Consider the following 23900-nt stretch of genomic DNA (forward strand, 5'->3'; position numbering starts at 1 on the left):
CCCCGGTGAAGAGAACCCCGGCGGCGAAACCCCCGGAGAAGAAAACCCCGGTGAAGAGAACCCCGGCGGCGAAACCCCCGGAGAAGAAAGCCCCGGTGAAGAGAACCCCGGCGGCGAAACCCCCGGAGAAGAAAACCCCGGTGAAGAGAACCCCGGCGGCGAAACCCCCGGAGAAGAAAACCCCGGCGGCGGGGAGAATGAGCCGGGACTCCCACAGGGCACCCCGACCGTTTCGGGGACCACTGTCACGTTCGAGTTCCTCGACGGCCGACTGGTCACCACTCACTACGCGATCGCGGTCTCCGGCACAGCTGGCGCGACTGTTGTTGCGGCGCTCGGTGGCGGCACTGATTCTTCGGTGCTCACGCCGACGGGCGAGGATCCGACCCTCGGGTACGGAACCATCGACCTGCGCCCCACACTCTCGGAACTGTGCAGCGACGCGACCGTCGATTTCTTCTACACGACCGACACCGAGAGCGGAACAGCGACGAGCACCACCCTGTCTCAGCTGTGGGATATCCGTGACCTGCCGCTCTTCGACCTCGCCTGCATGTTCGCGGAAAACGCGCCGGCGGACGAGGCCGCTGAGGCGACGTCCGAGGTAGCACCGGCAGCCCCGGACGATACCGGCACGCCCGAAGAGGCGCCCGTTGAAGAGGCTCCGGCCCCGGTCGAGGCTCCGGCGCCCGTGGAGGAGGCTCCGGCCCCCGTCGAGGCTCCGGCTCCGGCCGAAGCGCCCGCACCCGTCGAAACTCCGGCCCCGGTGGAAGCGCCCGCCCCGGTCGAGGCTCCGGCTCCGACAGAAGCACCCGCATCCGTCGACGAGACTGCGCCCGCAGCCGACGAGGCCGTACCCGCCGCAGACGAGGCCGTCCCCGCGCTCTGACCCGCCATCGGCGGCGAATAGACTGGATCCATGTCCCAGGATCCCGCCTCCGTCCCCGGCGTCGACCGCCCGAACATCACTCCCCTCGACATCGTCCGATCGGTGGTCCTGATCGTCGCCGTGGGCACGCTCGCGCTGTGGGGATTCGCCATGTGGCCGTTCCCGTGGAACGTCATCATCGGCATCGGAGCTCCCGTCGTCGTGATCCTGGTCTGGGCCCTCTTCCTCTCCCCGCGGCCCGTGCTGCGTCTGCACCCGTTCCTGCGGGTGGTCGTCGAGCTGCTGATCTACGTCGGCGTCACGATCGCATGGTGGCTCATGGATCAGCCGATCATCGGCACCGCCTTCGCCGTGGTCGCTGTCGGCGCCGGCGTGGTGAGCGGGCGGCGTCGCATCCGATGAGCGCTCTCGACCAGCTCGTCGCGGCACTCGGCGACATCGTCGACACCGAAGCCGCGATCCTCGAAGAAGCCCGCGCCGATCGATCAGGGCACGCGGCTCCAGGTCGGCCGCTCGCGGTCGTGCATGCCGAGACCGTGGAACATGTGCAGACCGTGATGCGCATCGCCACCCGGACGGCCACTCCGATCGTGGTGCGCGGGGCTGGCACCGGCCTCGCCGGCGCGGCGAACGGCGGAGAGGGAGAGATCGTCCTCTCCACGCGCCGCATGACCGCGATCCACGAGATCCGAGCAGACGACCTGCTCGCCGTCGTCGAACCCGGCATCCTCAACTCCGACCTCAACGACGTGCTCGCAGAGCACGGACTCTGGTGGGCCCCCGACCCCGCCAGCCGTGCGATCTCGACCGTCGGCGGCAACATCGCCACCGGAGCAGGCGGGCTGCTCTGCGCGAAGTACGGCGTCGTGAAAGACGCGGTCCTCGGGGTCGACCTGGTGCTCGCAGACGGCCGTCTGATGCGCCTCGGCCACCGCAGCGTCAAGGGCGTGACGGGACTCGACCTCACCTCGCTCGTGATCGGCTCGGAAGGCACTCTCGGCGTGGTCGTGGGCGCCACGCTGAAGCTTCGCCGACTCGTCGAGGGAACCACGTGCACGGTGACGGCGATCTTCCCCGACGTGCGCACGGCGGCATCCGCATCCGCCGCCGTCACCGCCTCCGGTGTGCAGCCGGCGATCATGGAGCTGATGGACTCCGCCAGCCTCGCCGCTGTCGCCGCCCTCCTGGAGCTGCCCTCCCCCGCAGCCGGAAGCGCGCAGCTGACGATTCAGACGGATGGCCCGGCCGCCGTCTCCGAAGCGACGACGATCGCCGAGATCCTGACCGCTCACCACGGTGCGACTCAGGTCTCACACGACCGAGACGAGGGCGAGCGTCTGCTGGCGATCCGCCGCGCCATGCACCCTGCCATGTCCGCTCTCGGCACGACCCTCATCGAAGACGTGTCGGTGCCTCGCAGCGCGATGCCCGCGATGTTCGACGAGATCGCCCGCATCGAGAAGGCCTACTCGATGACCATTCCCACGGTGGCGCACGCGGGCGACGGAAACCTGCATCCGAACTTCATCTTCGAGGGCACCGAGCCCCCCGCTGAGGTCTGGGCGGCCGCAGACGAGCTCTTCCGGGCCGCGATCGCGCTCGGTGGCACGCTGACCGGCGAGCACGGGATCGGAACGCTGAAGAGCCGGTGGCTGGCCGACGAGCTCGGAGACGACCAGTGGGAACTGCAGCGCCAGATCACCCGGGTGTTCGACCCGCTCGGCATCCTGAACCCCGGCAAGGTCTTCGCACCCGATGCCTGACATCCACGTCAGCGCGGCGGTCATCGTCGACGACGCCGGCAGGGTGCTGGTGGTGCGCAAACAGGGCACGACGCGCTTCATGCAGCCCGGCGGCAAACCGGAGCCCGGCGAGACGCCGTCGCAGACGCTGATCCGCGAGCTGCACGAAGAGCTCGGCCTGCGACTGGACGAGGCCGATCTCGAACCCCTCGGCATATTCGTCTCCGAAGCGGCGAACGAGCCGGGTCACCGGGTCGTGGCCGAGGCGTTCTCGGTCTCCATCGCGGCCGCAGAGGTGGTGGTGCAGGCCGAGCTCGCCGAGCTGCGATGGATCACCCCCGCCGACGCCGAGACGCTGCCGCTGGCACCGCTCAGCCTCGAGCACCTGCTGCCGCTCGCATGGCCCGCGACGCGGCGCTGAGCGCCGATCGGATCAGATGCCCTGCCAGCTCGGCTTGTTGGCGTAGGTGTAGCGGTAGTAATCGGCGAGCCTGAGGCGCGACGCGGCGGCCTCGTCGACCACGACCGTGGCGTGCGGATGCAGCTGGATGGCCGAACCGGGAAGGATGGCCGACAGCGGCCCCTCGACGGCGTTCGCGACCGCCTGGGCCTTGCCCTCGCCGAAGGCGAGCAGCACGAGGTGACGCGCACGCAGGATCGTTCCCAGCCCCTGTGTGATGCAGTGCTTCGGCACGTCGTCGATCGAGTCGAAGAAGCGCGCGTTGTCTTCGCGCGTCTGCACGGTGAGCGTCTTGACGCGGGTCCGCGAGGCGAACGACGACCCCGGCTCATTGAATCCGATGTGCCCGTCGGTGCCTATGCCGAGGATCTGCAGGTCCACTCCTCCGGCCGCCTCGATGGCGGTCTCGTAGTCGTCGCCCGCGTGCTGGATCGTGTCCTGTGCGCCATTGGGCACGTGGATCCGGCGCGGGTCGAGCCCGAGGGGCTCCACGACCTCGCGGGTGATGACCGAGCGGTAGCTCTCGGGATGCGCCGGGTCGAGTCCCACGTACTCGTCCAGGGCGAAACCGCGCACCCGCGAGACATCGCGACCCGCGAGCTTCTCGCGCAGCGCCTTGTACACGGGGAGAGGCGTCGAGCCGGTGGCGAGGCCGAGCACGGCATCCGGACGCCCGTCGATCAGCTCGACGATCTCGGCGGCGACCAGAGCACCTGCTGCTTCTGCGTTCTCGACGATGACGACTTCAGCCATGGGAAACGATCTCCTTAGAGGGGGTGGTTGCGCCGACGACCGCTGCCCCGAAGGCCGCGGCGGGAGAGCCGGCAGGGAGCAGTTCGATCCTGTCGTCCAGGTGCAGCGAACGCATGAAGGGCGAGGCCTCGGCGCCGACCTGGAGGGCGCTGCGGACGCCGGCGAAGAGTCTCTCCCCGAGCGAGGTGAGGCCACCGCCGATGATCACCCGTTCGACGTCTGCCGAGAGCACGAGGGCCCGCACCGCCGCTGCTGCCCCGTGGAACAGGTCGGCGCGCAGACCGGCGGCACGCTCGTCGCCCGCATCGGCCGCGTCGAGGATGTCGCGCACCGGCAATGCCCCCGGCCGATCCCAGGCACGGGCGAGGGCGCCACCGCCGCAGAAGGTCTCGATGCACCCGCGCTGCCCGCAGCCGCAGAGCCGTCCGTTCGGGTCGACCGAGAGGTGACCGACCTCGCCGGCGGTTCCCCGCGAGCCACGCCAGATCGTGCCGTCGACGACGATGCCGGCAGCGACACCGGTGCCGAGGTTCAGATAGGCCATCGAGCCGTCGATGCCGCGCAGCACGGCGGCACCGAGCGCAGCCGCCTTCACGTCGTTCTCGACGCGCACCGGGATTCCCAGCTGTCGACCGGCGCGACCGGCGAGATCCAGCGACTCGACGCCGAGGTTCACGGCATGGAGGACTCGGCCGGTGTCCGCGTCGACGAGCCCGGGGATGCCGACGCCCACCGATTCGACGGCGGAGCGGGGGAATCCCCCTTCGACGGAGAGCGCGTCGACGGCGTCGAGGATGCTGACCACGACCGCCTCCTCGCCCCATCCGGTCGGGCGACGCAGGCGGGCCAGGACCTCTCCGTCGGGCGACACCGCGACGGCGTCGATCTTGGTTCCGCCGACGTCCAGGCCCACTCGAATGGGCCGACCGGACAGGCCGACGGTGATCGCATCCGTCATCGGATGGCGCTCCTGCTCGTCTTCGGGTCGAGGCCGCGGGAGCTTCCGCAGACGCGGCTCACGAGACGCCCAGCTGGCTGGAGAGAACCATCACCGCGGCGCCGCGCAGCACGATGTCGTCCTGGTGGGTGCGACGGATGAGCGCATCCTCGAAGACGCCCTCGAGCGTGCGTGCGTGCAGGGTCTCGACCGCAGCGTCGATCAGCACACCGTCGAGCAGGTCTTCCGGCCCCGAGAGCACGACTTCGGACAGATCCAGGGCCGCCACGATCGGGGCTATCGCGATGCCCATGCGGGTGCCGGCGTCGCGGAGGATCTCGTCACGCGACTCGGGAGCGGCCGCGATGGCGGGGCGGAGTCGCGTCTCGCTCAACCAGGCTTCGAGGCAGCCGTCCTTGCCGCACGCACAGCGGGGTCCGCCGTCTGTGCCGACGACGACGTGCCCGATCTCGCCCGCGGCGAAGCGGCTGCCGAGAAGCGGCTGGCTGCCGGTGATGACTCCTGCGCCGACTCCTCGACCGATCTTGATGAGCATGAAGTCGGCCTTCGCCTCGCCGAACGTGTATTCGGCGAGCACGGCGGCGTTGGCGTCGTTGCGCACGAGCACCGGCAGATCGAGATCGATGCCGAGCTTCGCCTCGAGAGGCAGGTTGCTCCACCCCAGGTTCGGCGAGCTGAGCACGACGCCGTCAGGGCGCACGACACCCGGGCTGCCGATTCCGACGCCGAGGATCGGCTGCGTGGCCGTCTCGGCGAGCGCGCGTGCCAGCTCGAGGGTGGCGGCGTAGGCGGCGTCGCCGTCTGCGTTCTCGGGTCGCGGCACTTCGCGGCGCTCGAGCACGTCACCGTCGAGACTGAGCAGAGCGCCGACGAACGCATGGGGGCCCGAGAGATCGAGCCCGATGATCTGATGACCGACACGGTCGATGTCGATGAGGATCGGAGGCTTGCCCGGTCCGACCGTCTCGCGCACTCCCATCTCGACGACGATGCCGTCGGCGATGAACTCGGCGACGAGGTCCGAGATGGTGACTCGCGTCAGGCCGGTCTCTCGCGAGAGGTCAGCCCGGCTCATCGCGCCCGAGTGATAGAGAGTCTGCAGAACGAGAGCGCGGTTGTGGCCGCGAGCGTGCTCCGGGAGCACCTTCGATCGCGAGCGCAGGTGGCGCCCGGGGCCGAAGGCGTGTGCGCTCGCGGCGACGTAATCTGGCGACGTCGAAGGACGCGATCCATCCGATACGGACATGTTTGTTAGTAGACCTTACGAACAAAAATTTCGCAACCCCTGCCACAGTTAGCACAGGGAGGGTTACGGAAACGTTACATTATGCCGAGAGTACCCCGTCGGCGGTGCCTTGAGACCCCGACAGGCGCTCCACGAGGCCGGCCACGATCTCCTGCCGCGCCTCACGAGTGAGGGGCTTTCCCGGCACTCCAGGACGCCTCTGTGCCGGCGTCGGACCGTCGAGAGGACGATACCGCACCCCCGACTCGGCGAGGCGTCTGAGGTGGGTCGGAAGCCTGCGGGCGAACCCCTCATACGGCGGAGGTTCGCCGCCGTCCCACAGCCGCTCGGCGATCGCCGCGATGCGGGGGAACATCGCGAAGTCGACACGATCTCCCGTGGGGAGGTGCTCGGTCCACACGTTGGCCTGCCCGCCTGACGCGCCGTCCTCGACGCGCAGCGCGTATGCGCGCTCGATCGGCAGCGGCGGCCCGACCCTGATCGGCTCCTCCCCCGACTCCGACTGCGGATAGTCGAGATACACCTCGAGGTCGGGACACGCGATCACGGGGATGCCGCGCCGCAGCGCCTCCCGCATGGCGACAGGGCCCCGCCACGCGAGGACCTGCACGCCCTCGGGGACTTCGCCCTCGAGCACCTCGTCCCAGGCGAGGGCAGTGCGTCCGCGGGTGCGGACGTGTGCCGCGAACTGCTCCGTGAACCACGGCTGCACGTCATGGGGAGTCGCGAGACCGAGCTCGCGCATCCGTTCGCGCGCAGCGGCGCTCTGCGCCCACTCGGTCACCGGCACCTCGTCACCGCCGATGCCGATCCACGGAGAATCGAAGAGATCGCACAGCGCGTCGATCGCTGCTCGCCCGAAGGCGAGAGCGTCGTCCGTCGGGGCGAGAGTCCGCGGGTTCACGCCGAAACGCGACCACGGAACGACGACAGGCTCGCCGACGTCGGTGTTGCCGAGCTCGGGATAGGCGGCGAGACCCGCCTGGATGTGTCCCGGCAGCTCGACCTCCGGCACGAGCGTCACGAATCTCTCGGCGGCGTAGGCGACCAGGCCGCGCAGCTCGGCATCCGTGTAGTACCCCTCGTGCACACCGGCCTCGACCGTCGCGTGAGGCCCGTGGCCCAGCTGCGTCTCCTCGCGGCGAGCGCCCACTTCGGTCAGACGCGGGAATCCCGGCACCTCGAAGCGCCATCCCTGGTCGTCGGTGAGATGAAGGTGCAGGTGCGTGAGGTGATGATCGGCCATCAGGTCGACAAGCCGCTCGAGATCATCGACGGGGCGGAAGTGCCGCGCGACGTCGAGCATCACTCCCCGCCAGGTGTAGGCGGGTGCAGACTCCCAGACGCCCGCCGGGATGCGAGCATGTTCTGCGCCCGGTTCGCGCAGCTGCCGCAGCAGGGTGACACCACGGAACACACCTGCCGGGCCGGCGCCCGCGACCTCGATCCCGCGGGCGTCGACCCTCACCCGGAAGGCTTCTTCGCCGACGCGCTCTCGGGCGAACGGCTCGTCGGCGAGCGACTCGTCGATGCGCAGGGTGATCGCGGGGGTCGAGTCCGGAGCCTCGCGAGGGCCGCCCAGACGGGATGTGCTCGGGGCGAGTGCGTCTGGAGCCATGACGGGGGTGCCAGCCGTCCAGTCGAAGGGTTCGACAGCCGGGTCGATCACTGAGCGGATGTTCGGGACGGGCGCGCGATGGGCAGCGGGTGCCATCGTCAGAGCACGCCCCGGTGTCGCGCCTGACGCGCGCCCCGCGACGACCACAGGCACTCCGCCGACGAGCACCTCGTCGATCCCGATCGGCCCCCGGTGCGGTGCGTCGAAGGTCGCCCCCGCCGAGATGGTCTCGGGATCGAACAGCACCAGGTCGGCCGTCGCTCCCTCGCGGATCACGCCTCGTGGTGCGTCGCCCCGGTCGAGACCCAGTCGCTTCGCCGGCGTGCCGGACAGATGCCGGACTGCCTGTTCGAGCGAGAGGACCCCGAGCTCGCGCACGTAGTGCCCGAGATAACGGGGGAAGGTTCCCCGGCCCCGCGGGTGCGGTCGCGCGCCGATCAGGATCCCGTCGCTGCCGCCGCAGTGCCGCGGGTGCCGCATGATCGCGCGGACGTTGTCCTCGTCGCCGATGTGCATCAGGATGCCGGTCGCGCCGCCGTCCGCGAGGATCGTGTCGAGCACGACGTCGACGGCGCGTCTGCCCGACGACGACGCGATCTCGTCGACCGTGCGCCCGACGAGGTCTGCGAGGTCGGGCGAGGAGGTGCCGGAGATCTGGATCGTCGACCAGTCGGCGCGTTCGCCGTGGAACCCGTCGCAGCCGATCTCCTCGAGCTCGATGCGCACGGCCTCGCGGCCTGCCTCGTCGAGGGCGGCGATGGTCGCCAGCAGGTCCCCGCTCTCGGCGAGCCTGCTCGGAAGCAGCGCCGCCAGCGTCGTGGCGCCGGGAAGGTAGGGGTAGGTGTCGAGAGTGACGTCGACGCCGTCGTCGAGTGCCTCGTCGACGAGCGCCAGCAGCTCCGCCGCGCGCCCGCGGTTCGGCGCGAAGTTCATCGTCGCGTGCGTCAGATGGATCGGACACCCCGTGCGGCGGCCGATGTCGAGCGCCTCACGATAGGCGTCGAGGGCTCCCCCGCCGTAGCTTCGGGTGTGCGGCGCCCAGTATCCACCACGCTCGGCGACGACACGACAGAGCGCCTCCAGCTCGGCGGTGTCGGCGTACATGCCGGGCGTGTAGGTCAGCCCACTCGACATCCCGAACGCTCCCGCGTCGAGCGCCTCCCCGAGGATGTCGGACATCGCGGCGATCTCCTCGGCTGTCGCCGCGCGGTTCTCGTGACCCACCACCATCATCCGCAGGTTGCCCTGGGGCACCAGGACGGCAGCATTGCCCACCGACACCTCGTCGATCGCGGCGAGCAGGTCACCCATCGAGCGCCAGGGAACTGCGGATGGCGTGCCGTTCCAGCCTGCGATCTGAGCGGGGATCACGGCTGCTGCAGCATCGTCGAGCGGTGCGTAGCCGAGTCCGTCCTGGCCGAGCACCTCTGTCGTGACGCCTTGCAGGATCTTGGCGTCGTGCGCGGCTCCCTGCAGCACGGCCAGTTCGCTGTGCGCGTGCATGTCTATGAAGCCGGGCGCCAGGACCAGCCCCGTGGCGGCGATCTCGACCGCATCCGCCGGCAGCTCCAGAATGCTCTCGTCGCCCTCACGGATCACCGCCACGATGCGCGATCCCTCGACGGCGACATCGGCGACGAACCTCTCGGCGCCGGTGCCGTCGACCACCGTGGCACCTCGGTACACCCGCACCGGCTTCTCCGCGCTCAGAAGCATGTCGCCACCGCCCCGATCACACGCGGATCCGCGGCATCAGGGTCGTCGATGATCGCGACCACGCGCCACTTGTCGAAGGCCGTGCACGGGTGCGACAGCCCGAGGCGCACGACGTCGCCGACGGCGACATCCGCCCCGTCTGCGAGGTCGAGGAACGCGTGCTGATCGTTCAGAGCGGTGATCCGCCCTGCGACCGACTGGGGCACGGGCAGATCGAGATCGAACGGCACGTCGCGCCGCCCCGCGTCCAGGAGCGCGAGTCCCCGCTCGGGATGAGAGACGACGCGCGACCAGGCGTGCATGGCCGACCGCAGCGGCTCCGTGGATGTCAGCGGGCCGAACGGAGACAGGCGCGAATAGAAGCCGTCGTCATGGATCTGGAACGCCCCTGATCGCAGCACGATGTCGGCATCCCCACGATGCGGGGCCAGTATCGCCGCGGCCCGGTCGGGAAAGGCGCTGCCCCCGGCGCTGAGCACGGGGCGGACATCGGTCGGGTACGCGAGACGACGATGCAGTTCGACCAGCGTCGACAGGTACTCGTCGACCGCCGCGACCGATGCGTCTTCCCGGTCGGGGCCGAACGGCCCCTCGTATCCCGTGACGCCGGCGAGCCGCAGACCGGGTGCCGCGAGGATCGCCTGCGCGATGCGCTCACCCTCCTCCACGCTGCGCGCACCGGTGCGGCCTCCGCTGCCACCGAGTTCGACGAGCACGTCGAGCGGGCGGTCAGCGCCCCTGAGGGCGTCGGCGAGGATGCCGACGGTGTCGACGGAGTCCGCCCAGCACAGGATCCGGAGATCGCGATCCGCCGCGAGCAGTTCGCCGAGATGACGCGCGGCTGTGCCGTCTGTGACCGAGTTCGCGATGAGCACGGTGGAGACCCCCGCCTCGACGGCGACCTCGGCCTGCCACGGCGTCGCGACCGAGATGCCCCACGCCCCCGCGTCGAGCAGCCGCTGCCAGAGAGCCGGAGCCATCGTCGTCTTGCCATGCGGCGCGAGGAGGACGCCCTGTTCCGCCGCCCACGCGAAGACGGTCGATTCGTTGTGCGTGAGCGCGGCCTCATGCACCGTAAGAACCGGAGTAACGAGGTCGGACAGGTGCAGACCCGCCCCGGCGACCTCCGAGAGTCGGAGCCCCGCGGATCGCGAGGGGAAACCCTTCGCCCAGGTGCCGAGAACAGGATCCGGGATTTGTAGAGGCATCTAACAAGGCTACTAGGCTGGCCTCATGACCGCGAAGATCCGAGTGTCGACCGACGCCGCCCCCGCCCCCGCCCACACCTTCTCGCAGGGCATCCGGAAGGGCCCGATCGTGCAGGTCTCCGGTCAGGGTCCCGTCGATCCCCAGACGAACGAATATCTCTTCCCGGGCGATGTCGCGGCTCAGACCACCCGCACCCTGGAGAACGTCAAGGCGATCGTCGAGGCCTCGGGCGCGACCTTCGACGATGTCGTGATGCTGCGGGTGTACCTGACCAAGCGCGAGGATTTCGCGATCATGAACGACGCATACGGCGCCTTCGTGACCGCGCACACGACCAGCGGCATCCTGCCGTCGCGCACCACCGTCTTCACCGGCCTCCCGCGTGAAGAGATGCTCGTCGAGATCGACGGTCTCGCGGTCGTCACCGACTGACGCGATCGAGATATTCACAGGTCCGCGGACCGTTGCCTCCCCGTTATACGCGATCGCGTAGCATATCGGTAAGGACACGCGAGAAACCGGGGGGTGATGTTCGTGACCGATCTGATCTCAGCGCAGGATGCGAAGACCGAGAAGCTGACCGAGGCGACCGCCTCCGGTGACCAGTTGCAGTCTGTCGCGCCCACCGATTCCGGCGATGCGCCCACCGACTCCCAGCCGCCGAGCAGCAGCGACCAGACGCTCGCCTGGGCGCCCAACGAGCCCGCACCCAAGAAGAAGCGTCTCGGACTGTGGATCGGCCTCGGTGTGGGAGCCCTGGCACTCGGCGCAGGCGCCGCATCGATGATCTTGATCGCCCCTGGCACCACGGTCGCCGGAATCTCCGTCGGCTGGCTCACTCCCGGAGCCGCGGCCGAGACCATCGAGGCTCACGTCGCCGAGACCGAGGTCACACTCACCGGAGCCGGCGACGACATCGTGCTGACGGGAGCCGACCTCGGCGCCACGATCGACGCGAGCGCACTCGCCGACCAGGCCTTCGCGGAGCGTCCGCTCTGGAACGTCACCGCATGGATGGGCGACCCCGTCGCCGGCGACATCACTCTCGACCCCGCCACAGCGGAATCCGCGCTGCGCGAGGCAGTGCCGACGAGCTTCGAAGACCCGGTCGACGCCGGCGTCGTCTTCGATGCCGCCGCTGGCGGCTACGCGATCACGCCTTCGGCTCCGGGCACGGCCGTCGACGTCGACGGCCTCACCGCGGCCATCGTCGCCACGATCGCGGATGGCGGAAAGAGCCTCGAGTTCTCCGGCGGTCCGGCCGAAGCCGCCCCCGCCGTCACCGATGAAGACGCCACGACCGTCGCCACCTCGCTGAACACGATGCTCGGCTCGATCGGCTTCTACATCGGCGAAGAGCGCACGGTTCCCGTCGACCCGACCGTCGCCTCGACCTGGTTCTCGGTCGTCGATGACGAGGGCGAGCTGAGCATCGTCGCAGATGAGGCGGCGATCCAGGCGACCATCGATGTCCTTCCCGGTGCCGTCAACCGGGCACCCGTCAACGCGACGAACATCGTCGACTCGGCCGGCAAGGTGCTTCGCACCGTCGCCGAGGGCACCAACGGCCGGGCGATCGGCGACACCTCGAACCTCGCATCGGACATCGCGGCGAAGCTCGAGGCCGGCGACGGCGTCTTCCCGATCGAGGTCGCAGAGACCCCGTTCGAATCGGTCAACCTGGTGCGCAAGATCGATGTCGACCTGAGTTCTCAGACGGCGACCCTCATCGAGAACGGCGCCGTCGTGCGTTCGTGGGCGATCTCCTCGGGTAAGAGCGCGACGCCGACCGACACCGGCAACTTCAGGGTCTACGCGCATGTTCGCGAGCAGACGATGAAGAGCCGCGAGCCGGACGGGTCGATCACCGAGACGCCGAACGTCCCCTGGGTCACGTACTTCAACGGCGACGAGGGCTTCCACGGCACCTACTGGCACAACGACTTCGGCAACCCGCGCAGCCACGGCTGCGTGAACATGCCGATCGACGTCGCCAAGTACGTCTACGAATGGTCGCCCGTCGGCCTCGAGGTGTCGGTCCACTACTGACCCTCGCTCCCCCGACTGAGCCGGCGTATCGCCGGCTCTGAAGGCCACGGTTTCCGTGTTCGGGAGAACGACGAAGGAGGGGCCGGATGCTTGCGCATCCGGCCCCTCCTGTCGTTGATCCTTGTCAGATCAGCGCGTCGACGATGCCGTTCAGCGTCGCGGACGGACGCATGACGGCTTCGACCAGTGCGTCGTCGGGGCGGTAGTAGCCGCCGATCTCGACGGGCTTGCCCTGCACTGCGTTGAGCTCGGAGACGATCTTCTCCTCGTTCTCCGCGAGCGTGGCGGCGATCGGGGCGAACGACGCTGCGAGCTCGGAGTCCTTCTTCTGAGCCGCGAGCTCCTGAGCCCAGTACAGCCCCAGATAGAAGTGGCTTCCGCGGTTGTCGATCGTGCCGAGGGCGCGACCGGGCGAGCGGTCCTCTTCGAGGAAGGTGCCGGTCGCGGCATCCAGCGTCTCCGCGAGGACGCGCGCCTTCTCGTTGCCCGTGCGGTCTGCGAAGTGCTCGAGCGACGCAGCCAGCGCGAAGAACTCGCCCAGGGAATCCCAGCGCAGGTAGTTCTCCTCCACGAGCTGCTGCACGTGCTTGGGCGCAGAGCCTCCTGCACCGGTCTCGAACAGTCCGCCGCCCGCGAGCAGGGGGACGATCGACAGCATCTTGGCGCTGGTGCCGACCTCGAGGATCGGGAACAGGTCGGTGAGGTAGTCACGCAGCACGTTGCCCGTCACCGAGATGGTGTCGAGGCCGTGACGCATGCGCGCCAGCGTGTAGCGGGTGGCCTCCTCGGGGGCGAGGATCGTGATCGTGAGGCCCTTGGTGTCGAGCGTCGCGAGACCCTGGTGCACCTTGGCGATGATCTGGGCATCGTGCGAGCGGTTCGCGTCGAGCCAGAACACCGCAGGCGAACCAGACGCACGAGCACGCGTGACGGCCAGCTTGACCCAGTCCATGACCGGGATGTGCTTCGTCTGGGTCGCGCGCCAGATGTCGCCGGCGCCGACCTCGTGCTCGATCAGCACGGTGCCCTCGCTGTCGAGGACCTGCACCGTGCCGGGAGCGGCGATCTCGAAGGTCTTGTCGTGGCTGCCGTACTCCTCGGCGGCCTGGGCCATGAGACCGACGTTCGGAACGGTTCCGATCGTGGCGGGGTCGAGCGGTCCGTTCGCGATCACGTCGTCGATGACGGCCTGGTAGACGCTCGCGTACGAGGAGTCGGGGATGACCGCGAGGGTGTCGGCTTCGCCGCCGTCCGCGCCCCACAGCTTGCCGCCGTTGCGGACGAGCGCGGGCATGGAGGCGTCGACGATCACGTCGCTCGGCACGTGCAGGTTCGTGATGCCCTTGTCGGAGTTCACGTACGAGACGCGCGGTCCCTCGGCGAGCGCGCGGTCGAAGGCCGCGGCGATCTCTTCGCCGCCGGCGACGGCGCCGAGACCCGAGAGGATCGAGCCGAGACCGTCGTTCGGGTTGAGACCCGCCTCAGCGAGCTTGTCACCGTACTGAGCGAACACATCCTTGAAGAACACGCGCACGACATGGCCGAAGATGATCGGGTCGCTGACCTTCATCATCGTGGCCTTGAGGTGCACCGAGTAGAGGATGTCGTCGTTCTTCGCCGTCTCGAGCGTCTCCGCGAGGAAGCCGTCGAGGTGCGCAGCCGACAGGAACGTGGCGTCGATGATCTCGCGCGGGAGAACCTTCAGCCCCTCCTTGAGGATCGTCACGGTGCCGTCAGCGGCGGTGTGACGGAAGCTCAGGACGTCGTCGTGTGCGGCGACCCAGGAGCGCTCGTTGTGCTTGAAGTCGTCGTGACCGAGCGTCGCGACGCGGGTCTTCGAGCCCTCTGCGAACGGCTTGTTGCGGTGCGGGTGCTTCTTGGCATAGTTCTTGACGGCCAGCGGCGCTCGGCGGTCGCTGTTGCCCTCGCGCAGCACGGGGTTGACCGCGGAGCCCTTGATGCGGTCGTAGCGTGCGCGGACGTCCTTCTCCTCGAGGGAGGTCGGCTCGTCCGGGAAGTCGGGGATGTCGTATCCCTGCGACTGCAGCTCGGCGATCGCGCCCTTGAGCTGCGGGATCGAGGCCGAGATGTTCGGCAGCTTGATGATGTTCGCCTCGGGGAGCGTCGCCAGTCCGCCGAGTTCGGCGAGAGAGTCGCCGACCTGCTGCTCGGGCGCGAGCTTCTGCGGGAATGCGGCGAGGATGCGTCCGCCGAGCGAGATGTCGCGGGTCTCGACCTCGATACCCGCCTGTCCCGTGTAGGCCTTGATGATCGGCAGGAAGGAAGCCGTGGCGAGAGCCGGAGCCTCGTCCGTGTGGGTGTAGATGATGGCGTCGTCGGTCACCAGGAGGTTCTCCGTTCGCGAGGGCATATTTGTCTCGATACCAAGATACCTGAGGCGCTCCCGGCGCACGTTCGCCGCGAGGAGGGGCCGACATCGACTTCCGGCATTCTGGGTCAGTGCACCCCTGACGAAAGTCGAGGTTTCTGCGCGGGGACCCGCCGAGGGGCTAGCCTGTGACTATGTCCGAACTGCGCATGGTCGAACTCTCAGCTGCGACGATCGTCGCCGTGAACAACCTGTCGCTCAAGCCCGGACAGGAGCAGTTCCTCGCTCCGGTGTCCTACGGCATCGCGGCGACTGTCATCAACCCGCAGACCTCTTGGCAGCGGGTCGTCCTCGAAGACGACCAGGTCGTCGGGTTCGTCAGCGCGAACTTCGACGCCGAGGCGCCGGAGGAGCACTTCCGCTCGGTGCTGTGGCGCATCAACGTCGACGCCGAGGGCCAGGGCAAGGGCGTCGGCCGCTTCGCGGTCGAGAGCCTGCTCGAAGAGGCCCGCGATCGCGGCTTCGACCACGTCAACGTCATCTATGAGGCCGGAGAAGACGGCCCGGAGGCGTTCTTCCTTCGCGTCGGGTTCACCCCGGTCGGCGAGACCGAGTACTCCGAGGTCATCGCCCAGATCCGCATCACTTCGTAGACCGGCGGCGGGGTCTCGAATCCCCTCCCCCATCGAGGCCTCGTCGCCCTGTCAGGTGATGTGATGGGATCGCTCCCGAAGCCTTGAGCACGAATTTGTTGCGGCTGACCACAAAAGGGTTGCGCGCGGAGTCCGACTCTGTCTATCATCGCTTTCGGAAGCACAAGCGAAACGCTTCGACGATGCACCGATAGCGACGATGGAGTCCTGATGACGACGATTCACGAGGTGGCCGAGGCCGCCGGAGTGTCGATCAGCACGGTCTCCTACGCGCTCAGCGGCAAGCGCCCGGTCTCGGAGAAGACGCGTCGACGCATCGAAGACGCTGTGCAGACACTCGGCTACGAGCCCGATGCCGGAGCACGGATGCTGGCCGGCCGCCGCACACAGATCTTCGGACTCACCGAGCCGCTCCGTGCCGACACGCACGCCCCCACGCACATGGCCTTCGTGCTCGCGACAGCCGTCGCCGCCCGTCGCCGTGGCTACGACATCCTCCTCCTGACCGACGAGCAGGCCTCCGAGGGGATGAACCGCGTCGCCGCGAGCAACCTCGTCGACGCCATCCTCGTGCTCGATGTGGCGCCGGACGACGAGAGAGCGGAGATCGCCCGATCCCTGCGCTCGCCGACCGTCTTCATCGGAATCCCGGACGACGCGCACGGTCTGACCTGTGTCGACCTCGACTTCGAAGGCGCCGGGCATCTCGCCGTGGATCGACTGGCCGATGCCGGGCACACCTCCGTGACACTGCTCGGGCAGACCGCCGTCTCGTATCGGAAGTCGAACTTCCCCCGACGACTGCTCCTCGGCGTGCAGGACAGGGCCGCCCAGCGGGGAGTCGACCTCGACTGGGCGACGACCGGCGACACGACGACCGACGCCTCAGCCGTGCGCGCCGCCGCCGAGCTGGCGCTGAGCCGGGGCGTGCGCGCGTTCATCGTGCACGCCGTCGGCGATGTCCACGAAGCCCTCCTCGAGACGCTCGCGGCCCACGGGCTGTCGGTGGGAGAGGACGTGTCGGTGATCTCGGCCGCCGCGTCGTTCGACACGTCCTCGCTCGCGGTTCCGATCGACACGATCCCGCTCATTCCGCAGAAGTCGTGCGAGCTCGCCGTCGATCTCGCCGTGCGGCACCTGGAAGAACCGGGCGCGCCCGCCCAGATCCATCTCATCCCTCCCGAGTACCACTCCGCCGGATCGGTCGCTCCCGCACGGGAGTGACCGCCCGCGGAGAACGCCGCCGCATCGCGGTCATCGAAACGCTTCGACGACTGCCTCATCACAACTGAACACCCGACCCACTGAAGTGTCCGGCCCCAGGGCCACTGAGAAAGGAGTGCCGACGATGGCACGCACCACACGCAGGACGAAGACGCTGGCGGCTCTCGCCGCGCTCACCGCGACAGGCATCGCGCTGAGCGGCTGCACCGCCGGTTCGGCAGACGAGGGCGGCGACGGAGACACCCTCAAGCTCTGGCATTACGAGGGCGCGGACAGCGCCATGGGCAAGGCCTGGGCCGAGGCGATCGCGATCTTCGAAGAGGAGACCGGAGCGACCGTCGAGTTCGAGGAGAAGTCCTTCGAGCAGATCCAGAAGACGGCCAGCCAGGTGCTCGACACCGACGCGGCACCCGACCTCATGGAATTCAACAAGGGCAACGCGACGGCGGGATTCCTGGCCTCCACCGGGCTGATCACCGACATCTCAGACGCCGTCGAGGAGTACGGATGGGCCGAGAAGCTCGCCCCCTCGCTCCAGACCACCGCGAAGTACTCCGATGACGGCGTCATGGGCGGCGACACCTGGTTCGGCGTTCCGAACTACGGCGAGTTCGTCGGCGTCTACTACAACGAGGATGCCTTCGCCGCGGCGGGGCTGGAGATCCCCACCACCTACGACGAGTTCGTCGACGTCCTCGACGCCTTCGTCGCGCAGGGCGTCACCCCGCTCGCCGAGGCCGGCGCCGAGTACCCCCTCGGACAGCTCTGGTACCAGCTCGCGCTGCTCGAGGGCGACCGCGACTTCGTCGACTCCTATCAGCTGTACGACGGCGAGGTCGACTGGCAGGGCCCGGAGGTCACCGCCGCGTCCGAGACGCTCAAGGAGTACGTCGACAAGGGATACATCGCCTCGGACGTCTCCTCGGTCAAGGCCGAAGACGCCGGCGTCTCGTTCATCAACGGCACCTCGCCGATCTTCGTGTCGGGCTCATGGTGGTTCGGTCGCTTCGTCTCAGAGGCGACCGGCTTCGACTGGACGATGACCGCATTCCCCGGCGCAGACCTGTCGCTCGGCTCGTCCGGCAACCTCTGGGTCGTGCCCGAGAACGCGGCGAACAAGGAGCTCGCCTACGAGTTCATCGACATCACGATGCGTCCCGAGATCCAGGCGATCATCGGCAACAACGGCGGCCTTCCGGTCGCAGCCGACACCGCCGACATCACCGACGAGAAGAGCGCTGCGCTGATCGAGACGTTCAACGGCGTGCTCGATGCCGACGGACTCGCGTTCTACCCGGATTGGCCCGCTCCCGGCTTCTACGACGTGATCGTGCAGGAGCTCCAGGGCCTGATCACCGACACGCAGGACGCGGAGACCACCAACACGAACCTCGGCGAGCAGTACGACGAGGGCACCTCCGAATTCCGTTGATCCGCCCGCGGGGGCGACGACCGCACGGCGTCGCCCCCGCATCCTCCTGGAGATGAACATGTCACTCGTCACTCGCCGCGAGGGCCGCACGAAGCTGCCGCCCGAAGAGCCGTCGATCCCGCAGCGCAGCGGCGGAACCGGGGCCTACTGGTTGTACCTGCTCCCCGGCTTCGTGCTGCTGCTCGTCGTCGTCATCGTCCCGCTGATCTGGAACGTCTATCTGACCTTCACCAAGTGGAAGGGCGTGCGCGCACCCGAGTTCATCGGCCTCGAGAACTGGCAGAAGATCCTCACCGACAGCGACTTCTGGACCTCGTTCACGAACTCCGTCTGGATGATCATCGCCATGGTCGTGGTGCCGACGATCGTCGGCCTGATCGTCGCCGCGCTGCTGTTCGACGTCGTCGGACGCAAGTTCGGCGGCAAGGTCGGCAGCTTCCTGCGCGCGACCTACTACCTCCCCCAGATCCTGCCCATCGCCGTCGCCGGCATCGTGATCGGCTGGATCGTCCGGCCGGGTGGCGACGGTGCGCTCAACCAGATCCTCGGATGGTTCGGCATCCCCGCCTACGACTGGCTCGGCCAGATGCCGTCAGCCCTCATCGTTCTCATGGTCGTGATGGTGTGGGTGCAGCTCGGCTACCCCGTCGTCGTCTTCATGGCGGCGCTCCAGCGCGTCGATCCCGAGCTGTACGAAGCCGCCGAACTCGACGGCGCGAACTGGTTCCAGCGTTTCACCGCGATCACGATGAGCATCATCCGCCCGGAGATCTTCGTCGTGACGCTCACCTGCACCATCGCCGCCCTCAAGGTCTTCGGCCCCGTGTACATCATCACGCGCGGCGGCCCCGCGGGCGCCACCCTGGTGCCCGCGTACTACGCCTATCAGGAGTTCTTCACGAAGCGGAACGTCGGCTATGGCGCGACCATCGCCACCGTGCTGACCATCGTCGTGGTGATCGTGTCGATCATCTTCATCCGCGTGCAGAACTCGCTCGAGCGCAAGGAAAGGGCGGGTCTCTGATGCACGCCACCACCGCCATCGTCACCGGCAAGCCGTCCCAGACACGCCCTCGCGGCGGAATGACGAAGAAGCGCCCCATCGACTGGCTCATGCTCGCACTCGTCGTGATCGGCGCGCTGCTCGTCATCGCGCCGTTCTACCTCGTGCTGGTCAACTCGTTCAAGTCCCCGGTCGACTACGCGACCTCAGGCCCCCTCGCCTTCCCCGAGACCCTCGACTTCGGCGGGATCATCAAGTTCTGGGAGCGCGTGAACTTCCCCGAGAAGGTGTGGAACTCGATCTTCATCGCCGGCATCGTCTCGGTGCTGGCCGTCGCGATCTCGATGCTCAACGCCTTCGCGATCGGCATCGGCCGTGTCCGTGGGCGCAGCTGGATCGTGCTGCTGTTCCTGCTCGCCAACCTGCTGCCGCAGGAGGCGCTGCTCTACCCCCTCTACTACATGTTCAAGTCCGTCGGCCTGTACGACAATGTGTGGTCGGTGATCATCGTCTTCACGGTCATCCAGGCGGCTTTCGGCACCTATCTGCTGTCGTCGGTCTACGGCACGTTCCCCAAGGAGATCCTCGAAGCGGCATCCATCGACGGTGCGAGTCGCTGGCAGATCCTCTGGCGGATCGTCTTCCCGATCAGCCGCCCGACCCTGTCGGTGCTGCTCATCTTCTTCTTCATCTGGACGTGGAACGAGTTCCTGATCCCGCTGACCTTCCTCGCATCGAACGCGAACCAGACGGTCCCCGTGGCGATCAGCGTGCTTCAGGGCGACCGGCTCATGGACGTCACCACCACGAGCGCGTCCGCGCTGCTCGGCATCATCCCCACGCTCATCTTCTTCCTCATCTTCCAGCGCACCCTCACACGCGGCATCACGGCAGGAGCAGTCAAGTAATGAAGTTCACCGACGGGTTCTGGCAGCTGCGTCCAGGCGTCACCGCGCTCTACGCGCAGGAGGCCTACGACATCGCCGAGACCCACGACACCCCCGACGGAGCCGGCATCGTCATCACGGCGCCCACCATGGTCATCGCCAAACGCGGCGACACCCTGAACCGCCCCGTGCTGACGACCACGCTCTCATCGCCCGCCGAAGGAGTGGTTCGCGTCCGCATCGCGCACCACGAAGGAGGTCGCTGGCACGGCGGGTTCGGCCTGCCCGGGGCAGGATCCGGAGTGGCATCCGTGTCCGTCACCGAGTCGGGGGGCGTCCTCGACGCGGGTTCGCTCGTCGCGCGGATCACGCAGGGTGCACCCTGGGGCCTCGCTTTCGAGGTCGACGGCAGACGTGTGACCGGAAGCGGGCACAAGGCCCAGGGATACGTGCGACTCACCGCCGACGCGCAGGTCGACGCCGGCATCGTCGACAACGCACGCCAGGGCGGCTCGACCCCGCACGGGTCCGTCTTCGTGCACGAGCAGCTCGACCTCGGCGTCGGCGAACTGATCTACGGTCTCGGCGAGCGCTTCGGACCGCTGGTGAAGAACGGTCAGTCGGTCGACATCTGGAACGCCGACGGCGGCACCTCCAGCGAGCAGGCGTACAAGAGCATCCCGTTCCACCTGTCGAATCGCGGCTACGGCGTGCTCGTGAACGACCCCGGCCACGTGTCGTACGAGATCGGATCGGAGTCGGTCGAGCGCGTGCAGTTCTCCGTCTCCGGCGAGGTGCTCGAGTACTTCGTCATCGCTGGTCCGACGCCGAAGGATGTCCTGGGACGCTACACCGCTCTCACCGGACGACCGCCCGTGGTGCCGGCCTGGTCGTACGGGCTCTGGCTGTCGACGAGCTTCACGACCGACTACGACGAGAAGACCGTCAACTCCTTCATAGACGAGATGGCGGCGCGTGAGCTGCCGGTGTCGGTGTTCCACTTCGACTGCTTCTGGATGCGCGAGTTCAACTGGACCGACTTCGTCTGGGATTCCCGAGTCTTCCCCGACCCCGAGGGCATGCTCTCGCGACTGCACGACAAGGACCTGCGCGTCTGCGTCTGGATCAACCCGTACATCGCGCAGCGCTCTCCCCTCTTCCGTGAGGCGGCCGATCAGGGCTACCTCGTGGTGCGCCCCGACGGGTCGGTCTGGCAGTGGGATCTCTGGCAGGCGGGGATGGGACTCGTCGACTTCACCAACCCTGAGGCGACCGCCTGGTACCAGGCGAAGCTCCGCGCCCTCATCGCGCAGGGCGTGGACTGCTTCAAGACCGACTTCGGCGAACGCATCCCCACCGAGGTGGTCTGGGCCGACGGCTCCGACCCCGAGCGCATGCACAACCTGTACACCGATCTCTACAACCGCGCGGTGCACGATGTGCTCGTCGAGGCGCGAGGCGCCGACGACGCCGTGCTGTTCGCCCGCTCGGCGACCGCCGGCGGGCAGAGCATGCCGGTGCACTGGGGCGGCGACTCGACGTCGACCTACGCGTCGATGGCCGAGACCCTGCGCGGCGGGCTCTCGCTCGCGCTCAGCGGCTTCGCCTTCTGGAGCCACGACATCGGCGGGTTCGAGGGCACTCCGGATGCCGGTGTGTTCAAGCGCTGGACGGCCTTCGGCCTGCTCGGCTCGCACTCGCGCTTCCACGGATCGAGCTCGTACCGGGTGCCGTGGGCATTCGACGAGGAGGCCGTCGATGTGACGAGGCGATTCACGCACCTCAAGATGCAGTTGATGCCGTACCTGTATCAGCAGGGCATCATCGCATCGCGAACCGGTCTGCCCGTGATGCGGCCGATGCAGCTGGAGTTCCCCGACGACCCGGCCGTCGGCTACCTCGACCGGCAGTACATGCTCGGCACCGACCTGCTCGTCGCGCCTGTCTTCTCGGGAGACGGAACCGTGGAGTTCTATCTGCCGGAGGGCGAGTGGACGTCGCTGCTCAGCGGCGAGACGATCTCGGGTGGCGGCTGGCGCCGAGAGACCCACGCGTTCGACTCGCTCCCGCTGTATGTGCGCCCCGGCACCGTGCTCCCCTGGGGAGCGCGCACCGACAGACCCGACTACGACTATCACGACGGCCTTCGACTGCGGGTGTTCCCCGGCGGATCGGGCTCGGCATCCGTGACCGTGACGAGCCCGGACGGCCGTGAGAAGATCTACGAAGCCGACCTGACGGAGGTAACCCGGTGACTCTCTCCCCCGCCGACGACTACCGCGGATCCGGGCTCGTCCTGCCCGAGGGCTTCACATTCGGATCGGCGACCGCCTCGTACCAGATCGAGGGCGCGGCCGATGAAGACGGCCGGACGCCGTCGATCTGGGACACGTTCAGCAGGACACCGGGCAAGGTGTGGAACGGCGACACCGGCGACGTGGCGTGCGATCACTACCACCGCGTCGACGAGGACCTCGATCTGATGTCGGATCTCGGACTGCAGGCGTACCGTTTCTCGATCGCCTGGCCGCGGATCGTGCCCACGGCAGACGGCGGCATCAACCAGGCGGGCATCGACGTCTACTCGCGTCTCGTCGATGGGCTGCTCAAGCGCGGCATCCGACCCGTGGCGACCCTCTATCACTGGGACCTCCCCCAGTACCTCGAAGACGCAGGCGGGTGGACCTCTCGGTCGACGACCGACGCCTTCGAGCGATACGCATCGATCATGGGCGCGGCGCTCGGCGACCGGGTGCACACCTGGACGACGCTCAACGAGCCCTGGTGCTCGGCCTATCTGGGATACGGGCAGGGCGGTCACGCGCCGGGCCGGCACGAGCCGGCGTCCGCTCTGGCCGCCGTGCACCATCTGAACCTCGCGCACGGGCGCGCGATCCAGGCGCTCCGAGCCACGTCGACCGGCGACCCCGACTACTCGGTGACGCTGAACTTCCATGTGCTGCGTGGCATCGGCGATGGTGCGGATGAGGCCATGCGGCGGATCGACGCTCTCGCGAACCGCGCGTTCACGCATCCGATGCTGCGTGGGGAGTACCCCGCAGACCTCCTCGACGACACGGCCTCGGTCACGGACTGGTCGTTCGTGCACGACGGCGACCTCGCCACCGTCAATCAGCCGATCGATGTGCTCGGAGTGAACTACTACTCCACGGCGACAGTGCGGTTGTGGGACGGGGTCTCCGAGAAGCAGCAGAACGACGGACACAAGGGCACGGCGGGAGGCACGGCGTGGCCGGGCAGCGATCAGCTGGTCGAGTTCGTCGAGCAGCCGGGGCCCTACACGGCGATGGGGTGGAACATCGCACCCGAGGGGCTCGAAGAGCTGCTCGTCTCGCTGTCGGAGCAGTTCCCCGCCCAGCCGCTGATGGTCACCGAGAACGGCGCCGCGTTCGATGACGAGGTCGCAGAGGACGGCTCAGTGCCGGATCCCGAGCGCACCGACTACCTGCGACGGCACTTCACCGCCGCTCATCGTGCGATCCAGCGCGGTGTCGACCTGCGGGGCTACTTCGTGTGGTCGCTGCTCGACAACTTCGAGTGGGGTTATGGCTATGCCAAGAGGTTCGGCATCGTGCGCGTGGACTTCGACTCGCTCGACCGCACCGTCAAGGACTCGGGGCACTGGTACGCGCAGCTGATCGCGTCGCGGACGATCCAAGGCTGAGAGACCGTCTGTGCGACCGTCGAGCGCCGTCTCCACCCGTGGAGGCG

General features: G+C 68.2%; 20 protein-coding genes. 13 read left to right on the forward strand and 7 right to left on the reverse strand.

Features of this window, described 5'->3' with window-relative positions:
- Positions 1-286: hypothetical protein (locus RQG82_RS18410; protein WP_311260248.1), on the reverse strand; the 286-nt coding region annotated here is incomplete at its 3' end.
- A gap of 72 nt (positions 287-358) precedes the next feature.
- Here RQG82_RS18410 and RQG82_RS18415 point away from each other — a divergent pair.
- From RQG82_RS18415 to RQG82_RS18430, 4 genes are read left to right on the forward strand one after another with little or no spacing between them, the layout of a single operon-like run.
- Positions 359-889: a hypothetical protein gene (locus RQG82_RS18415; RefSeq protein WP_311260249.1), complete on the forward strand. Its 531-nt coding sequence runs from the start codon at positions 359-361 to the stop codon at positions 887-889.
- 30 nt (positions 890-919) lie between these two features.
- Positions 920-1291, forward strand: a complete 372-nt coding sequence (locus tag RQG82_RS18420) for a YrdB family protein (RefSeq protein WP_311260250.1) — start codon at positions 920-922, stop codon at positions 1289-1291.
- Positions 1288-2652 (forward strand): FAD-linked oxidase C-terminal domain-containing protein, encoded by a 1365-nt coding sequence (locus tag RQG82_RS18425; RefSeq protein WP_311260251.1) that lies wholly within the window; start codon positions 1288-1290, stop codon positions 2650-2652. Before RQG82_RS18420 ends, RQG82_RS18425 begins: the two co-directional genes overlap by 4 nt.
- Positions 2645-3052 (forward strand): NUDIX domain-containing protein, encoded by a 408-nt coding sequence (locus tag RQG82_RS18430; RefSeq protein ID WP_311260252.1) that lies wholly within the window; start codon positions 2645-2647, stop codon positions 3050-3052. Before RQG82_RS18425 ends, RQG82_RS18430 begins: the two co-directional genes overlap by 8 nt.
- Positions 3053-3064: 12 nt before the next feature.
- On the opposite strand, the gene nagB is transcribed toward RQG82_RS18430, so the two are convergent.
- From nagB to RQG82_RS18455, 5 genes are all read right to left on the reverse strand, one after another.
- Complete coding sequence (gene nagB, locus RQG82_RS18435) at positions 3065-3844, reverse strand: glucosamine-6-phosphate deaminase (RefSeq protein ID WP_311260253.1); 780 nt, start codon at positions 3842-3844, stop codon at positions 3065-3067.
- Positions 3837-4802 carry an ROK family protein gene (locus RQG82_RS18440; RefSeq protein WP_311260254.1) on the reverse strand — a complete coding sequence of 322 codons (966 nt, stop codon included), beginning with the start codon at positions 4800-4802 and terminating at the stop codon, positions 3837-3839. The genes nagB and RQG82_RS18440 overlap by 8 nt, the downstream gene beginning before the upstream one ends.
- 58 nt (positions 4803-4860) lie before the next feature.
- Positions 4861-6048: an ROK family transcriptional regulator gene (locus tag RQG82_RS18445; RefSeq protein ID WP_311260255.1), complete on the reverse strand. Its 1188-nt coding sequence runs from the start codon at positions 6046-6048 to the stop codon at positions 4861-4863.
- A 79-nt stretch (positions 6049-6127) separates the two neighbouring features.
- Positions 6128-9382, reverse strand: coding sequence for a family 20 glycosylhydrolase (locus tag RQG82_RS18450; protein ID WP_311260256.1), 3255 nt, complete (start codon positions 9380-9382; stop codon positions 6128-6130).
- A complete protein-coding gene (locus tag RQG82_RS18455) occupies positions 9373-10590 on the reverse strand; it encodes an alanine racemase (RefSeq protein ID WP_311260257.1) in 1218 nt (405 codons plus the stop codon). The genes RQG82_RS18450 and RQG82_RS18455 overlap by 10 nt, the downstream gene beginning before the upstream one ends.
- 25 nt (positions 10591-10615) lie before the next feature.
- On the opposite strand from RQG82_RS18455, the gene RQG82_RS18460 reads away from it, so the two are divergent.
- Both RQG82_RS18460 and RQG82_RS18465 read left to right on the forward strand, forming a co-directional pair.
- Positions 10616-11023: a RidA family protein gene (locus RQG82_RS18460; RefSeq protein WP_140036438.1), complete on the forward strand. Its 408-nt coding sequence runs from the start codon at positions 10616-10618 to the stop codon at positions 11021-11023.
- A 96-nt stretch (positions 11024-11119) separates the two neighbouring features.
- The gene (locus RQG82_RS18465; RefSeq protein WP_396653638.1) at positions 11120-12640 is read left to right on the forward strand and encodes a L,D-transpeptidase family protein; all 1521 of its coding nucleotides are present in this window, start codon (positions 11120-11122) and stop codon (positions 12638-12640) included.
- Between the two features lie 124 nt (positions 12641-12764).
- Here RQG82_RS18465 and RQG82_RS18470 read toward each other — a convergent pair whose 3' ends face one another.
- Positions 12765-14984: an NADP-dependent isocitrate dehydrogenase gene (locus RQG82_RS18470; protein ID WP_311260332.1), complete on the reverse strand. Its 2220-nt coding sequence runs from the start codon at positions 14982-14984 to the stop codon at positions 12765-12767.
- A gap of 179 nt (positions 14985-15163) precedes the next feature.
- Between RQG82_RS18470 and RQG82_RS18475 the strand changes: the two genes are divergently transcribed.
- From RQG82_RS18475 to RQG82_RS18505, 7 genes are all read left to right on the forward strand, one after another.
- Positions 15164-15622 (forward strand): GNAT family N-acetyltransferase, encoded by a 459-nt coding sequence (locus RQG82_RS18475; protein WP_311260259.1) that lies wholly within the window; start codon positions 15164-15166, stop codon positions 15620-15622.
- Between the two features lie 210 nt (positions 15623-15832).
- Entirely contained in the window at positions 15833-16846 is a 1014-nt protein-coding gene (locus RQG82_RS18480; RefSeq protein WP_311260260.1) for a LacI family DNA-binding transcriptional regulator, read from the forward strand.
- Between the two features lie 124 nt (positions 16847-16970).
- Positions 16971-18278 (forward strand): extracellular solute-binding protein, encoded by a 1308-nt coding sequence (locus RQG82_RS18485; protein WP_311260261.1) that lies wholly within the window; start codon positions 16971-16973, stop codon positions 18276-18278.
- Between the two features lie 58 nt (positions 18279-18336).
- Positions 18337-19302, forward strand: a complete 966-nt coding sequence (locus tag RQG82_RS18490; RefSeq protein ID WP_140038630.1) for a carbohydrate ABC transporter permease — start codon at positions 18337-18339, stop codon at positions 19300-19302.
- Positions 19302-20189, forward strand: coding sequence for a carbohydrate ABC transporter permease (locus RQG82_RS18495; RefSeq protein ID WP_311260262.1), 888 nt, complete (start codon positions 19302-19304; stop codon positions 20187-20189). The genes RQG82_RS18490 and RQG82_RS18495 overlap by 1 nt, the downstream gene beginning before the upstream one ends.
- Positions 20189-22423, forward strand: a complete 2235-nt coding sequence (yicI, locus tag RQG82_RS18500) for an alpha-xylosidase (RefSeq protein ID WP_311260263.1) — start codon at positions 20189-20191, stop codon at positions 22421-22423. Before RQG82_RS18495 ends, yicI begins: the two co-directional genes overlap by 1 nt.
- Positions 22420-23853 carry a GH1 family beta-glucosidase gene (locus RQG82_RS18505; protein WP_311260264.1) on the forward strand — a complete coding sequence of 478 codons (1434 nt, stop codon included), beginning with the start codon at positions 22420-22422 and terminating at the stop codon, positions 23851-23853. The genes yicI and RQG82_RS18505 overlap by 4 nt, the downstream gene beginning before the upstream one ends.
- The last annotated feature ends 47 nt before the right edge of the window (positions 23854-23900 follow it).

This window comes from Microbacterium sp. WCS2018Hpa-9, assembly GCF_031843745.1.
Taxonomy (GTDB): domain Bacteria; phylum Actinomycetota; class Actinomycetes; order Actinomycetales; family Microbacteriaceae; genus Microbacterium.

What these genes read in the sequence shown, in the direction of transcription:
- RQG82_RS18420 (WP_311260250.1), top strand. Translation starts at nt 920, where the DNA reads ATGTCCCAGGATCCCGCCTCCGTCCCCGGCGTCGACCGCCCGAACATC.
- RQG82_RS18425 (WP_311260251.1), top strand. Translation starts at nt 1,288, where the DNA reads ATGAGCGCTCTCGACCAGCTCGTCGCGGCACTCGGCGACATCGTCGAC.
- RQG82_RS18430 (WP_311260252.1), top strand. Translation starts at nt 2,645, where the DNA reads ATGCCTGACATCCACGTCAGCGCGGCGGTCATCGTCGACGACGCCGGC.
- nagB (WP_311260253.1), bottom strand. Translation starts at nt 3,844, where the DNA reads ATGGCTGAAGTCGTCATCGTCGAGAACGCAGAAGCAGCAGGTGCTCTG.
- RQG82_RS18440 (WP_311260254.1), bottom strand. Translation starts at nt 4,802, where the DNA reads ATGACGGATGCGATCACCGTCGGCCTGTCCGGTCGGCCCATTCGAGTG.
- RQG82_RS18445 (WP_311260255.1), bottom strand. Translation starts at nt 6,048, where the DNA reads ATGTCCGTATCGGATGGATCGCGTCCTTCGACGTCGCCAGATTACGTC.
- RQG82_RS18450 (WP_311260256.1), bottom strand. Translation starts at nt 9,382, where the DNA reads ATGCTTCTGAGCGCGGAGAAGCCGGTGCGGGTGTACCGAGGTGCCACG.
- RQG82_RS18455 (WP_311260257.1), bottom strand. Translation starts at nt 10,590, where the DNA reads ATGCCTCTACAAATCCCGGATCCTGTTCTCGGCACCTGGGCGAAGGGT.
- RQG82_RS18460 (WP_140036438.1), top strand. Translation starts at nt 10,616, where the DNA reads ATGACCGCGAAGATCCGAGTGTCGACCGACGCCGCCCCCGCCCCCGCC.
- RQG82_RS18465 (WP_396653638.1), top strand. Translation starts at nt 11,120, where the DNA reads ATGTTCGTGACCGATCTGATCTCAGCGCAGGATGCGAAGACCGAGAAG.
- RQG82_RS18475 (WP_311260259.1), top strand. Translation starts at nt 15,164, where the DNA reads ATGTCCGAACTGCGCATGGTCGAACTCTCAGCTGCGACGATCGTCGCC.
- RQG82_RS18480 (WP_311260260.1), top strand. Translation starts at nt 15,833, where the DNA reads ATGACGACGATTCACGAGGTGGCCGAGGCCGCCGGAGTGTCGATCAGC.
- RQG82_RS18485 (WP_311260261.1), top strand. Translation starts at nt 16,971, where the DNA reads ATGGCACGCACCACACGCAGGACGAAGACGCTGGCGGCTCTCGCCGCG.
- RQG82_RS18490 (WP_140038630.1), top strand. Translation starts at nt 18,337, where the DNA reads ATGTCACTCGTCACTCGCCGCGAGGGCCGCACGAAGCTGCCGCCCGAA.
- RQG82_RS18495 (WP_311260262.1), top strand. Translation starts at nt 19,302, where the DNA reads ATGCACGCCACCACCGCCATCGTCACCGGCAAGCCGTCCCAGACACGC.
- yicI (WP_311260263.1), top strand. Translation starts at nt 20,189, where the DNA reads ATGAAGTTCACCGACGGGTTCTGGCAGCTGCGTCCAGGCGTCACCGCG.